Annotated in this window: 11 protein-coding genes; 2 read left to right on the plus strand and 9 right to left on the minus strand. The window is 59.3% G+C overall.

Annotated features, from left to right (window positions below):
- Positions 1-82: 82 nt before the first annotated feature.
- Positions 83-712: a 23S rRNA (uridine(2552)-2'-O)-methyltransferase RlmE gene (rlmE, locus tag Q1W70_RS06355; RefSeq protein ID WP_095145062.1), complete on the minus strand. Its 630-nt coding sequence runs from the start codon at positions 710-712 to the stop codon at positions 83-85.
- A gap of 101 nt (positions 713-813) precedes the next feature.
- On the opposite strand from rlmE, the gene Q1W70_RS06360 reads away from it, so the two are divergent.
- The gene (locus Q1W70_RS06360; protein ID WP_103401041.1) at positions 814-1,122 is read left to right on the plus strand and encodes a YhbY family RNA-binding protein; all 309 of its coding nucleotides are present in this window, start codon (positions 814-816) and stop codon (positions 1,120-1,122) included.
- Positions 1,123-1,131: 9 nt separating this feature from the next.
- On the opposite strand, the gene Q1W70_RS06365 is transcribed toward Q1W70_RS06360, so the two are convergent.
- The 8 genes from Q1W70_RS06365 to grpE form a co-directional block, all read right to left on the minus strand.
- Complete coding sequence (locus tag Q1W70_RS06365) at positions 1,132-1,536, minus strand: MFS transporter (protein ID WP_166591408.1); 405 nt, start codon at positions 1,534-1,536, stop codon at positions 1,132-1,134.
- 28 nt (positions 1,537-1,564) lie between these two features.
- On the minus strand, positions 1,565-2,041 hold the full coding sequence (gene greA / locus Q1W70_RS06370) for a transcription elongation factor GreA (RefSeq protein ID WP_166591409.1): 477 nt from the start codon (positions 2,039-2,041) through the stop codon (positions 1,565-1,567).
- Complete coding sequence (carB, locus tag Q1W70_RS06375; protein ID WP_166591410.1) at positions 2,038-5,259, minus strand: carbamoyl-phosphate synthase large subunit; 3,222 nt, start codon at positions 5,257-5,259, stop codon at positions 2,038-2,040. Before carB ends, greA begins: the two co-directional genes overlap by 4 nt.
- A gap of 117 nt (positions 5,260-5,376) precedes the next feature.
- Positions 5,377-6,513, minus strand: coding sequence for a glutamine-hydrolyzing carbamoyl-phosphate synthase small subunit (gene carA, locus Q1W70_RS06380; RefSeq protein WP_185818540.1), 1,137 nt, complete (start codon positions 6,511-6,513; stop codon positions 5,377-5,379).
- 258 nt (positions 6,514-6,771) lie between these two features.
- On the minus strand, positions 6,772-7,578 hold the full coding sequence (gene dapB / locus Q1W70_RS06385) for a 4-hydroxy-tetrahydrodipicolinate reductase (RefSeq protein WP_166591412.1): 807 nt from the start codon (positions 7,576-7,578) through the stop codon (positions 6,772-6,774).
- Positions 7,579-7,588: 10 nt separating this feature from the next.
- Entirely contained in the window at positions 7,589-8,713 is a 1,125-nt protein-coding gene (dnaJ, locus tag Q1W70_RS06390) for a molecular chaperone DnaJ (RefSeq protein ID WP_095169475.1), read from the minus strand.
- Between the two features lie 297 nt (positions 8,714-9,010).
- Positions 9,011-10,927: a molecular chaperone DnaK gene (gene dnaK / locus Q1W70_RS06395; protein WP_302098685.1), complete on the minus strand. Its 1,917-nt coding sequence runs from the start codon at positions 10,925-10,927 to the stop codon at positions 9,011-9,013.
- Positions 10,928-11,029: 102 nt separating this feature from the next.
- On the minus strand, positions 11,030-11,596 hold the full coding sequence (grpE, locus tag Q1W70_RS06400; RefSeq protein WP_166591414.1) for a nucleotide exchange factor GrpE: 567 nt from the start codon (positions 11,594-11,596) through the stop codon (positions 11,030-11,032).
- Positions 11,597-11,846: 250 nt separating this feature from the next.
- Here grpE and recN point away from each other — a divergent pair, with 250 nt between their 5' ends.
- Positions 11,847-13,520, plus strand: coding sequence for a DNA repair protein RecN (recN, locus tag Q1W70_RS06405; protein ID WP_166591415.1), 1,674 nt, complete (start codon positions 11,847-11,849; stop codon positions 13,518-13,520).
- Positions 13,521-13,576: the final 56 nt, after the last annotated feature.

Consider the following 13,576-nt stretch of genomic DNA (forward strand, 5'->3'; position numbering starts at 1 on the left):
GTGAAACATTGACTACACAATATTCGTTAAAGCTTGTAGGGCGAAATACTAAAAACCTATCACCCCGCAAAAAAACCTCGCTTTACTCGCTCCGACCGCGATAGCCCCAAGCCAGCATGTACTGCTCGCGGGAACTGCCACGGGAAGAGTCCGGCTTGATCATCTGGACCTTGTCGAATTTCTGACGAGCGTCCTTCACATAAGCATCGAACCCTTCGCCCTGGAAAACCTTGATCACAAAATTACCGCCGGGCTTGAGTATCCGAGCCGCCAAATCAAGAGCCAGCTCGCAAAGGAACATGGCTTTGGGCATGTCCACTTCAGGCGTACCACTCATATTGGGGGCCATATCGGAAATCACAAGGTCCACCTGCGAATTACCCACGGCCTCGAGGATCTGAGCGAGCACTTGATCCTGAGTGAAGTCACCCTGGATGAAAGTCACGTCCGGAATGCTGTCCATCTCCAGGATGTCCGAGGCAATCAGACGCCCCTGGCCACCAATCAGCCGGCTAGTGACCTGCGACCAGCCACCGGGTGCCGCACCCAAGTCGACAACGCTCATGCCCGGACGGATCAGCTTGTATTTCTCCTGGACCTCCAGAAGCTTGTAACTCGCACGCGAGCGGTAGCCATCCTTCTGCGCCTGCTTCACATAGGGGTCATTGACATGTCTTTTCAGCCAACCAAGGCTTGTCTTGGAACGCGCCATTGGGCACCTCGATGATTAGGGTCGTGATTAATTGGGCGGATCCACGCACCCTCGGGTAAAATGGCCGCCATTTTACAGAATCCAGACGAAAGGGTCAGATTATGCCGCTCACTCAAGAGCAGAAGAAACAGTACAAATCCATTGGCCACCATCTGAAACCAGTATTGACTGTGGCAGACAACGGTTTGACTGAGGGCGTGTTAGCCGAACTGGAACGCGCATTGAGCGATCACGAGCTGATCAAGATCAAGCTCAACATCCTCGATCGTGAATCGCGCCTGGCTGCCATTGCTGAGTTGTGCAAGGTCGGCAAAGCGGACCTGGTACAGGTCATCGGCAAGATGGCGCTGATTTACCGCAAGAACTTTAGCGTAAACAAGCAACTGTCGAACGTCCACCGCTTCAAGTGATGAAACGGGTCAAGGGTGTGCTTCGCGCACCCTGCCACCCCATCCTGGTACCGGCTGCAGCACCAGCAGCAAACCGGAAAAACCCAGCACCAGATAGCTGAACAACAGCCAATGCTCTGCCTCCGGCCATTGCATGCGAACCACCAGATACATCGTGCTTGCATACAGCGCCATCAACAGCAGTTGCCCGCGAATATCGCGCCATAGACTGCCCAGGCCCTTGGCCTGGACCAGCACCAAAACCTGAAAAGCCACGCACGCCGCTGAAAAACCCACCAGCAGCGTATTCAGCATGCTTGAAATTTCATTGATCAGCAGCGGCGCCAGGCCAATCCGACCCAACACCGGCAGCAGACCCAAATGCAGCAGCCACAGGCCGCCAACCCACAACATCTGGGTCAGCTGCCAAAGCATCGCGCCCGCACGCAGCGGGCGCCAGCCTTCAGATATGGCGGACTTCGACAATCTCATACTCGATCACGCCACCAGGCGTCTTGACCGCCACCACATCACCCTCTTCCTTGGCAATCAAGGCGCGGGCCAAGGGCGAACCGACGGAAATCTTACCGAGTTTGAAGTCAGCCTCGTCCTCACCCACGATGTGATAAGTGACGCGCTCATCCGTCTCGACGTTGGCGATTTCCACGGTGGTGCCGAAAATCACTTTGCCGGTGTGCGGGATGCTCGTGACATCAATGATGACCTGATTCTGAATCCGGCCTTCGATGTCACGAATACGCGCCTCGACCATACCCTGCTGCTCGCGGGCAGCATGGTATTCGGCGTTTTCCTTCAAGTCACCCAACTCGCGGGCCGTACCGATGTCCTGGCTAAGCTTTGGACGTACGACCTTGGTCAGGTGAGCGTGCTCTTCTTCCAGGGCGCGCGCGCCCTGGACGGTCATTGGGTATTTGATCATGCCTTCAATCCTGCGTGTAGATCCTGCAAGCGGCGCACGGTCTTCTCGGGACCGAACTTCAACGCTTCGCAGATGGCTTCGCCAGCAGCAATGGTAGTGGTGCAGTAGATCTTGTGCTGCAAGGCATTACGACGAATGGAATAGGAATCAGCGATCGACTGACGACCTTCGGTGGTGTTGATGATCAGCGTGACTTCGTCATTCTTGATCATGTCGACCACGTGCGGACGACCTTCGGTCACCTTGTTCACACGACGCACTTTCAGGCCAGCAGCCTCGATCAGCTTGGCAGTCCCGGCAGTGGCAACCACTTCGAAGCCCAAGTTGATCAGATCACGCGCTACGCCGGCAACCAGTGGTTTGTCGTCGTCACGCACGCTGATGAATGCGGTACCGCCGGTCGGCAGCACTTCGCTGGCGCCCATCTGGGCCTTGGCGAACGCTTCACCGAAGGTGTCGCCCACACCCATCACTTCACCGGTGGACTTCATCTCTGGGCCGAGGATAGGGTCAACGCCAGGGAATTTGGCGAATGGGAACACCGCCTCTTTCACGCTGTAGAAGTTAGGAATGATTTCCTTGGTGAAACCGATTTCCTTCAGAGTCTTACCCGCCATCACGCGAGCCGCGATCATGGCCAGGGAAACCCCGATGCACTTGGACACGAACGGCACCGTACGCGAAGCACGCGGGTTGACCTCGATCACGTAGATGTCATCGCCCTGCAGCGCCAACTGTACGTTCATCAAGCCAACCACGCCCAGCTCCAGGGCCATTTTCTTGACCTGCTCACGCATCTCGTCCTGGATGTGCGCCGGCAGCGAGTACGGCGGCAGCGAGCACGCGGAGTCACCGGAGTGAACGCCGGCCTGCTCGATGTGCTGCATGATGGCGCCGATCACCACGTCGGTGCCGTCGCAGACCGCATCCACGTCCATTTCAATGGCGCAGTTGAGGAAGTGGTCGAGCAGCACCGGGCTGTCGTTGGACACTTTCACCGCATCACGCAGGTAGCGCTTAAGCTCTTCTTCTTCGTAGACGATTTCCATCGCACGGCCGCCCAGTACGTAGGACGGACGCACTACCAGCGGGTAACCGATCTTGCCGGCGGCGCGAATGGCTTCGTCTTCGCTGCGCACAGTGGCGTTAGGCGGCTGACGCAGGTTCAGGCGCTCGACCATCTGCTGGAAGCGCTCACGGTCTTCAGCGCGGTCGATCGCGTCAGGGCTGGTGCCGATGATTGGTACGCCCGCCTCTTCAAGGGCACGCGCCAGCTTCAGCGGGGTCTGGCCGCCGTACTGAACGATCACACCTTTAGGCTTCTCAACACGGACGATTTCCAGCACGTCTTCCAGGGTCACTGGCTCGAAGTACAGGCGATCGGACGTGTCGTAATCAGTGGAAACGGTTTCCGGGTTGCAGTTGACCATGATGGTCTCGTACCCGTCGTCGCGCAGCGCCAGTGCCGCGTGAACGCAGCAGTAGTCGAACTCGATGCCCTGGCCGATACGGTTTGGACCGCCACCCAGGATCATGATCTTGTCGCGACCCGATGGCGCAGCCTCGCACTCCTCCTCGTAGGTCGAGTACAGGTAGGCGGTGTCGGTGGCGAACTCGGCCGCGCAGGTGTCCACGCGCTTGTAGACTGGGAACACCTCGAGCTTGTGGCGGTGACGGCGCAGAGCCTTCTCGGTCACACCCAGCAGCTTGGCCAGGCGCATGTCGGAGAAACCTTTGCGCTTGAGGCGGAACATCAGGTCGCGGTCGATGCTGGTCAGACCCAGGGTCTTGACCTTCTCTTCGTCCTTGATCAGATCTTCCATCTGCACCAGGAACCAACGATCGATCATGGTCATGCCGAAGATGTCATCAACACTCATGCCGGCGCGCATTGCGTCCGCCACGTACCAGATACGCTCGGCGCCCGGCACGGTCAGCTCGCGCTTGAGCACGCTCATGCTTTCCGGGTTGCTCAGGTCAACTTTCTCGTCCAGGCCGCAGACGCCGACTTCCAGACCGCGCAGGGCTTTCTGCAGGGATTCCTGGAAAGTCCGGCCGATGGCCATGACTTCACCCACCGACTTCATCTGCGTGGTCAGGCGCGCGTCAGCCTTGGCGAATTTCTCGAAGGCGAAACGTGGCAGCTTGGTGACAACGTAGTCGATGGACGGCTCGAAGGACGCCGGGGTCTTGCCGCCGGTGATGTCGTTCGACAGCTCGTCGAGGGTGTAGCCCACCGCCAGCTTGGCCGCAACCTTGGCGATCGGGAAACCGGTAGCCTTGGAAGCCAGCGCCGAGGAACGGGACACCCGCGGGTTCATCTCGATGACAACCATACGGCCTGTGTCCGGGCAGATGCCGAACTGCACGTTGGAGCCACCGGTTTCCACGCCGATCTCGCGCAGTACCGCCAGGGAGGCGTTACGCAGGATCTGATATTCCTTGTCCGTCAGGGTCTGCGCGGGCGCAACAGTGATCGAGTCACCGGTGTGCACGCCCATCGGGTCGAAGTTTTCGATCGAGCAGACGATGATGCAGTTGTCCTTCTTATCGCGGACAACCTCCATTTCGTACTCTTTCCAGCCGATCAGGGATTCATCGATCAGCAGCTCCTTGGTCGGCGACAGGTCCAGACCACGGGCGCAGATTTCTTCGAACTCTTCACGGTTGTAAGCGATACCGCCACCGGTGCCGCCCATGGTGAAGGAAGGACGGATGATGCACGGGAAGCCCAGCTTCTCGAGGACCGCATTGGCCTCTTCCATGCTATGGGCGATACCGGAACGCGGGCAGTCCAGGCCGATGGATTTCATCGCCTTGTCGAAACGCGAACGGTCTTCAGCCTTGTCGATGGTGTCGGCGTTGGCGCCGATCATTTCCACACCGAATTTTTCCAGAACGCCTTCGCGCTCCAGGTCCAGGGCGCAGTTCAGCGCAGTCTGGCCGCCCATGGTTGGCAGCAGTGCGTCAGGACGCTCTTTCTCGATGATCTTGGCAACGGTCTGCCACTTGATCGGTTCGATGTAGGTGGCGTCGGCCATGGCCGGGTCGGTCATGATGGTGGCTGGGTTGGAGTTCACCAGGATGACGCGGTAACCCTCTTCGCGCAGGGCTTTGCAGGCCTGGGCGCCGGAGTAGTCGAATTCGCAGGCCTGGCCGATAACGATCGGGCCAGCGCCGAGAATCAGGATGCTTTTAATGTCTGTACGTTTTGGCATGGGTTTGTCACTCAAATCCGCAGGTCAGTCGGCAAGCCGTCTTGTTCAATCTGTGAAGCCTTGAGGGGTCACCGCAACAGTGACCACCCCCAGGCTTTGCTGCATCTAGGCCAGCGATCAGCGACGCTTGGCCATCTCGTTGATGAAGCGATCGAACAGTGGCGCTACGTCGTTCGGGCCAGGGCTGGCTTCAGGGTGACCCTGGAAGCTGAAGGCGCTCTTGTCGGTACGCTCGATACCCTGCAGGGTGCCGTCGAACAGCGACTTGTGGGTCGCACGCACGTTGGCTGGCAGGGTCGCTTCGTCCACCGCGAAACCGTGGTTCTGGCTGGTGATCATCACCACACCGGTGTCCAGGTCCTGGACCGGGTGGTTGGCACCGTGGTGGCCGTGGCCCATTTTCACGGTCTTGGCGCCGGAGGCCAGGGCCAGCAGTTGGTGACCGAGGCAGATGCCGAACACCGGGATCTCGGTTTCAAGGACTTCCTTGATCGCCTGGATCGCGTAGTCGCAAGGCTCCGGATCACCCGGGCCGTTGGACAGGAACACGCCGTCCGGCTTCAGTGCCAGCACATCGGCCGCAGGGGTTTGTGCCGGCACCACGGTCACGCGGCAACCGCGCTCGACCAGCATGCGCAGGATGTTCAGTTTGACGCCGTAGTCGTAAGCCACCACGTGATGGGGCAACTCGCTGGCTTCGATGGTCGCGTGGCTGTCGGTTTTCAGATCCCAGACAGTCGAGCGCCATTCATATTGCTCTTGGGTGCTGACGACCTTCGCCAGGTCCATGCCCTTCAGGCCTGGGAAACCGCGCGCGGCTGCCAGAGCGGCCTCTTCGCTGATGTTGTCGCCAGCCATGATGCAGCCGTTCTGCGCGCCTTTCTCACGCAGGATGCGTGTCAGGCGGCGAGTGTCGATACCGGCGATAGCCACCACATTGTTGGCTTTCAGGTAATCGGACAGGGACATGGTGTTACGCCAGTTGCTCGCAACCAGTGGCAGGTCACGAATGACCAGGCCGGCAGACCATACGCGGTCGGACTCGGCATCTTCTGGCGTGGTGCCAGTGTTGCCGATATGCGGGTAAGTCAGGGTAACGATCTGTTGGGCGTAGGAAGGATCGGTAAGGATTTCCTGATAGCCGGTCATGGCGGTGTTAAACACCACCTCTCCAACGGTTTGACCGTCGGCTCCAATGGCTTCGCCGCGAAAAATGCTGCCATCAGCAAGGGCGAGTATGGCTGGCTTAGTCAAGAAGACCTCCCGTAAATAAAGCCTGAAGGGGCGATCGCAGGTTGTAAAAAAGCGGAGTGACGTATGGACACGTCACCCCGCTTCTTCACTGAATTATTCTGCGCGCTTTTAGTGGACACACTAAAGCTGTAGCTTACAGAAAAAGGCTTTTTTGGTCTACCGCCAATGAGCCTGAAAGGCTAGAGAATGCGACAGGGCGTCGCTTGGCGGATAAAATCGGGCTCGAACGCAAGGTTCGAACCCGATTTCGGGCGTATCTTAACGCAGATCGAGCACGTCTTGCATGTCATACAGGCCTGGCTCGCGGCCATCGAGCCATAGCGCAGCACGCACCGCGCCCTTGGCGAAGGTCATGCGACTGGAAGCCTTGTGGGTCACTTCCAGGCGCTCGCCCTCGCAGGCGAACAGCACCGTGTGATCACCCACCACATCACCACCGCGAACAGTGGCAAAGCCGATGGTCTCGCGCTCACGAGCACCGGTATGGCCTTCACGACCATAGACCGCGACCTTCTGCAGGTCACGCCCCAGCGCATCGGCAATCACCTCGCCCATGCGCAGCGCCGTGCCGGATGGCGCATCGATCTTATGCCGGTGATGAGCCTCGATGATCTCGATATCAGCATCATCACCCAGCACCCGCGCCGCCATGTCCAACAGCTTGAGCGACAGGTTGACCCCGACGCTGAAGTTGGCCGCAAACACAATCGGAATATCCTTGCCCGCCTCGGCCAACACCTGCTTCTGCGCGGCGTCCAGACCCGTCGTGCCGATGACCATGGCCTTGCCTGCCTTACGGCAGAACGCCAGGTTCTTGAGCATGACTTCCGGCAGCGTGAAGTCGATCAACACATCGAACTCTTGCGCTACGGCCTCCAGGTTGCCCACCAGGGGCACCCCGATCCGCCCCAGCGACGCCAGCTCACCGGCATCCACGCCAATCAGCGTGCTGCCAGGGCGCACGATGGCCGCCGTCAGGCCGGTGAGCGGTGCGCGTTGCTGCACCGCCTCCACCAGAATCTTGCCCATGCGCCCAGCAGCGCCCATCACAGCTATACGTCGCATACCAGATTCCTTACAGGTCGCCGAAGAAACGCTTCACGCCTTCGAACCAGCCAGTGGTTTTCGGCGAGTGGCTGTTGTCATCCGCCAGGGAGCTGCGGAACTCTTCCAGCAACTCACGCTGACGACGACTCAGGTTGACCGGCGTCTCGACCGCCACACGGCACATCAGGTCACCGGCACCGCCGCCACGCACCGGGGCAACGCCTTTGCCACGCACCCGGAACTGCTTGCCGGTTTGCGTGCCCTCAGGGATCTTCAGCTTGACCCGACCATCGAGGGTCGGAATCTCCAGCTCGCCACCCAGGGCGGCATCGACGAAGCTGATCGGCACTTCGCAGAACAGATGCTTGCCGTCACGCTGGAAGATCGAGTGCTCGCGCACGTTGATCACCACATACAGGTCGCCGGTCGGCCCACCCTGGGTCCCCGCCTCGCCCTCACCCGACAGGCGGATGCGGTCGCCGGTATCCACGCCCGCCGGCACTTTCACCGACAGAGTCTTGTACTCTTCGACACGCCCTTCGCCGTTGCAGGAGTTGCACGGATCGGAAATGATCTTGCCCTGGCCGTGGCAGCGCGGGCAGGTTTGCTGCACCGAGAAGAACCCTTGCTGCATGCGCACCTGGCCGATACCGCCGCAGGTTGGGCACGTCACGGGCGAGGAGCCCTTCTTGGCGCCCGAACCGTCGCACGGCTGGCAGTTGACCAGCGTCGGAACCCGGATATTCACGGTCGTGCCGCGCACCGCTTCTTCCAGGTTCAGCTCCAGCGTGTAGCGCAGGTCGCTGCCGCGCTGCGCGCCGCCACGGGAACCGCCACGACCACCACCAAAGAAATCACTGAACACATCACCAAAGATGTCAGAGAAATTCTGCCCGCCGAAACCGGCACCGCCGCCGCCCATGCTTGGGTCGACACCGGCATGACCATACTGGTCGTACGCCGCGCGCTTGCTGGAATCGGACAGCACTTCGTAGGCCTCGTTGGCCTCTTTGAACATCTCTTCCGACGCTTTGTCGTCAGGATTACGGTCCGGGTGGTGCTTCATCGCCAAGCGACGGTAAGCCTTCTTCAGGTCCGCTTCGCTCGTGCCACGCTCGACACCCAACACTTCGTAATAGTCACGCTTTGCCATAAGTCTTTGCACTCTTAAGGACGTCCGGCAAACCCCTCCTGAGCCTTGCCAAACTCGTTGAGCCCCAATACAGGCCCGGACCCAACTCACGTCAATTCAACGATCCTGGTCTTTGATTCGATACGGTACTTGCGGCTCGAAAAGCAGGAGCATTCCCGGCCATACCACCGGCAGGCGAACGTTGTCGCCCGCGGTAAAAATTCGTGTACTCCAGACACGCCAACGCGGGAGCAAGCTCCCGCGCGGCGACATCCTACCAGTCACCGCACAAAGGCAGTCAACCGGCCGACCAACAACTTACTTGTGGTCTTTGACTTCTTCAAACTCAGCATCGACAACGTCGTCAGCCTTTTGCGCCGACTCATCCTTCGGTGCTGCGCCTTCAGCAGGCTGAGCCTGTTCGGCGTACATCTTCTGCGCCACGGGTGCGGAGACTTTCGACAGCTCTTCAACCTTGGCGTCGATGGCAGCCTTGTCGTCGCCTTTGACGGCGGCTTCCAGGGCAACCACTGCCGCTTCGATGGCAGCCTTCTCTTCGGCAGTCACTTTGTCGCCAGCATCTGCGACCATCTTGCGAGTCGAGTGCACCAGCGCATCACCCTGGTTACGGGCGGACGCCAGCTCTTCGAACTTGCGGTCTTCGTCGGCGTTGGTTTCAGCATCACGAATCATCTGCTGAATCTCTTCCTCGGACAGACCGGAGTTGGCCTTGATCACGATCGACTGAGTCTTGCCGGTGGCCTTGTCCTTGGCGCCTACGTGCAGAATGCCGTTGGCGTCGATGTCGAAGGTCACTTCAATTTGTGGCACGCCACGTGGTGCTGGTGGAATCTCGGCCAGGTCGAACTTGCCCAGAGACTTGTTCTGGGCAGCTTGCTTACGCTCGCCTTGCAGCACGTGAATGGTCACAGCGCCCTGGTTGTCGTCGGCAGTCGAGAACACTTGCGATTTCTTGGTAGGAATCGTGGTGTTTTTCTCGATCAGCGCGGTCATCACGCCACCCATGGTTTCGATACCCAGGGTCAGCGGGCTGACGTCGAGCAGCAGCACGTCTTTCACATCACCGGCCAGTACCGCGCCCTGGATAGCAGCACCCATGGCAACCGCTTCGTCCGGGTTCACGTCTTTACGGGCTTCTTTACCGAAGAAATCGGTAACAGCCTTCTGCACCAGAGGCATACGGGTCTGACCGCCGACCAGGATCACGTCGTTGATCGCGCCAACGTCGATGCCCGAGTCTTTCAGCGCAATGCGGCAAGGCTCGATGGTGCGTTGAACCAGGTCTTCTACCAGCGCTTCCAGCTTGGCGCGGGAGATTTTCACGTTCAAGTGCTTAGGACCGGTCGCGTCTGCAGTGATGTACGGCAGGTTGACGTCGGTCTGCAGGCTCGAAGACAGCTCGATCTTGGCTTTTTCAGCGGCTTCTTTCAGGCGCTGCATGGCCAGCGGGTCACCTTTGAGGTTCATGCCGCTTTCTTTCTTGAATTCGTCGACGAGGTAGTCGATCAGACGAATGTCAAAGTCTTCACCGCCCAGGAACGTGTCACCGTTGGTAGCCAGTACTTCGAACTGGTGCTCGCCATCGACTTCAGCGATTTCGATCACCGAAACGTCGAACGTACCGCCGCCCAGGTCATAAACGATCACGGTGTGATCGCCCTTGGCCTTGTCCATACCGTAAGCCAGTGCAGTTGCGGTTGGTTCGTTGATGATACGTTTTACGTCCAGACCAGCAATACGGCCGGCGTCTTTGGTTGCCTGACGCTGGCTGTCGTTGAAGTAGGCAGGAACGGTGATTACCGCTTCAGTCACTGCCTCGCCGAGGTAGTCTTCGGCGGTTTTCTTCATTTTCTTGAGGATTTCAGCCGAGATCTGTGGCGGCGACATTTTCTGGCCGTTCACTTCAACCCAGGCGTCGGCATTGTCTGCCTTGACGATCTTGTAAGGGACCATCTGGATGTCTTTCTGAACCACTTCTTCTTCAAAGCGACGACCGATCAAACGCTTCACCGCGTACAGGGTGTTGTGCGGATTGGTCACTGCCTGACGCTTGGCCGACTGGCCAACCAGGATTTCGCCATCGTTGGCATAAGCCACGATCGACGGAGTGGTACGCGCGCCTTCGGCGTTCTCGATAACTTTTACGTTACCGTTTTCAAGGATGGAGACGCAGGAGTTGGTAGTCCCCAGGTCGATACCGATAATTTTGCCCATGTTAACTCTCCCGAAACTTTGGATTTGGTTGCCGCAGCAGTGGTGGCTAACTGCGGTAGCACTTAAACGCTTGACTTATAGATGGGGGCCTTGCGGCGGATTTCAAGCCTGCTCGTCAATCGAGGGCGAAACCGGCGCCGGGGCCTTGCTGACCACGACCATGGCCGGGCGCAGCAGGCGACCATTGAGCACGTAGCCCTTCTGGAACACCTTCAGCACGCTGTTAGGTTCCATGTCGGCGCTTTCCTGCATGGCCATCGCCTGATGGTGCTCAGCGTTGAACGGCTCACCTTCCGGATCGATTGCTTCCAGCTGATAGCGCTTGAGGGTGTCCTGGAACATTTTCAGGGTCAGTTCGATCCCTTCACGCATCGGGCGAATACTTTCGTCGTCCGGACTGGACAGCTCCAGGCCGCGTTCCAGGCTGTCGATGATCGGCAGCAGGTCGCCAGCGAATTTTTCCAGCGCGAACTTGTGAGCCTTTTCTACATCCTGCTCGGCGCGACGGCGGACGTTCTGCAGATCAGCCGCAACACGCAAAGCCTGATCCTGAGCGCCAGCCAGTTGCTCTTCGAGCACTTGTACACGAGCCACCAGGTCTTCACCCGATGCTTGGGGAGCCTGATTGGCGTCTAGATTTTGCGTATCCAGCGTCTGTTCGTCAGCCATAGATTTCTCCTTTCAAAATCGTGCGCGAACTCGACTCGCGCTTCTGTTCCGGTATATGGGGTCGCAATTTGCAGGTTCAAGGGCCTGCCGTGTGCAGAAGCGCATTACCCACACAAAAACCACTGTATTGGCCTGACGCCAGGTTTTAAAAAAACACCGACACCAAGCAAATCGAGCTAAACGAGGGCATTGTCAGGGGCAAATAAACTACTGTATAAATAACCAGACATTAAGCCTGGGAGCGGCCTTCATGCTGGTGCACCTGTCCGTACACAACTACGCCATCGTTGAACATCTCGATCTCGAACTCGATCGCGGGATGAGCGTGATCACAGGGGAAACCGGCGCCGGCAAGTCGATCATGCTCGACGCCCTGGGCCTCACCCTAGGCGATCGCGCCGACAGCGGCGTGGTACGCCCGGGCGCGGAAAAGGCCGACATCCTGGCCACCTTCGACCTGGTCGACATCCCGGAAGCCCGCACCTGGCTCGCTGAACGCGACCTGGACAACGACGGCCCGTGCATCCTGCGCCGGGTCATCACCGCCGAGGGTCGCTCGCGCGGCTACATCAATGGTACGCCCTGCCCCCTTGGCGACCTCAAGGCCCTCGGCGAACTGCTGATCGACATCCACAGCCAGCACGAGCACCAGTCACTGCTCAAAACCGATACCCATCGCCGCCTGCTCGACGAGTACGCCGGCGCCACCGACCTGGCCCGCCAGGTCCAACTCGCCGCTCAACGCTGGCGCCAGACTCGTCAGGAGCTCGAACGCCTCTCCAACTCCGGCGACGAACAACGCGCTCGCCACCAGTTGCTCACCTATCAACTCGAAGAGCTGGAAAATCTCGGCCTCGGCGACAACGAACTGGAACAGCTCGAGCAAGAGCATAAAAACCTGACCAACGCGGAAACCCTGCTGGGCATTTGTCGACAGGTGGTCGAGCAGTGCAGCGAAAGCGATTCCGGCAATGTGCTGAACGCCCTGACCGCCAGCCTTAATCGCCTGTCCAGCGTCAACAACACGGTCAATGCCCTGGGCGAAGCCACCAACCTGCTCACCAGTGCGCAGATCCAGGTCGAAGAAGCGGTCGGCGAACTGAACCGCTTCCTCGACAACTTCGACGCCGATCCGGCACGCCTGCAACAACTCGAAGAGCGCCTGGACACCATCTATACCCTGGCACGCAAACACCGGATCCAGCCCACCGAGGTCGCCGACCTCCAGCAACGGCTGCTGGACGAGCTGGAAACCCTGAATGCCAACGATGAATCCATCGAGCGCCTCAGCGAAGAACTGGGGGCTTTTGCCCGCCACTATCAAGAGAAAGCGCGGGAGCTGAGCGACCTGCGCCACCAGGCCTCCTCCAGCCTGGCCCACGCCGTCGAACAGGAAATCCAGCGCCTGGGCATGCCGGGCGGGCGCTTCAGCATCGAACTGCGCGCCAACACCAGCGCCGAGTTGCTGCCCAATGGCCTGGAACAGGTGGAGCTGCTGGTCAGCGCCAACCCCGGGCAACCGCTCAAGGCGCTGGCGAAAGTCGCCTCGGGTGGCGAGCTGTCGCGTATCAGCCTGGCGATCCAGGTGATCACCGCGCAAACCTCACGCATACCAACCCTGGTATTCGACGAAGTGGACGTGGGCATCGGTGGTCCGACTGCAGAAATTGTCGGCCAACTGCTGCGCCGCCTTGGTGAGCGCGGCCAGGTTCTGACGGTCACGCACTTGCCACAGGTGGCTTCCCAGGGGCATCAACACCTGTTTGTGCATAAGGTCCGCGGTGAGCAGGCCACACGCACGGCGGTCTCCAAGCTGAGCAAGAACGAGCGAATAGAAGAAGTGGCACGAATGCTGGGGGGCATCGACCTGACCAAGGAATCCCTGGCTCACGCGAAAAAAATGGTGGTAACGGCCAAGAGTTGAATGGGCCAGATAGCACGAAGGCGACCCTTGGGTCGCCTTCGTTCGTTTCGCGGACC

The organism is Pseudomonas kielensis (assembly GCF_030505375.1).
Classification (GTDB): domain Bacteria; phylum Pseudomonadota; class Gammaproteobacteria; order Pseudomonadales; family Pseudomonadaceae; genus Aquipseudomonas; species Aquipseudomonas kielensis.

Bases quoted from the DNA above. Each gene is read 5' to 3' on its own strand.
- Q1W70_RS06360 (WP_103401041.1), top strand. From the start codon at position 814: ATGCCGCTCACTCAAGAGCAGAAGAAACAGTACAAATCCATTGGCCAC.
- grpE (WP_166591414.1), bottom strand. From the start codon at position 11,596: ATGGCTGACGAACAGACGCTGGATACGCAAAATCTAGACGCCAATCAG.
- Q1W70_RS06365 (WP_166591408.1), bottom strand. From the start codon at position 1,536: ATGCTTTGGCAGCTGACCCAGATGTTGTGGGTTGGCGGCCTGTGGCTG.
- carB (WP_166591410.1), bottom strand. From the start codon at position 5,259: ATGCCAAAACGTACAGACATTAAAAGCATCCTGATTCTCGGCGCTGGC.
- rlmE (WP_095145062.1), bottom strand. From the start codon at position 712: ATGGCGCGTTCCAAGACAAGCCTTGGTTGGCTGAAAAGACATGTCAAT.
- recN (WP_166591415.1), top strand. From the start codon at position 11,847: ATGCTGGTGCACCTGTCCGTACACAACTACGCCATCGTTGAACATCTC.
- dapB (WP_166591412.1), bottom strand. From the start codon at position 7,578: ATGCGACGTATAGCTGTGATGGGCGCTGCTGGGCGCATGGGCAAGATT.
- dnaK (WP_302098685.1), bottom strand. From the start codon at position 10,927: ATGGGCAAAATTATCGGTATCGACCTGGGGACTACCAACTCCTGCGTC.
- dnaJ (WP_095169475.1), bottom strand. From the start codon at position 8,713: ATGGCAAAGCGTGACTATTACGAAGTGTTGGGTGTCGAGCGTGGCACG.
- greA (WP_166591409.1), bottom strand. From the start codon at position 2,041: ATGATCAAATACCCAATGACCGTCCAGGGCGCGCGCGCCCTGGAAGAA.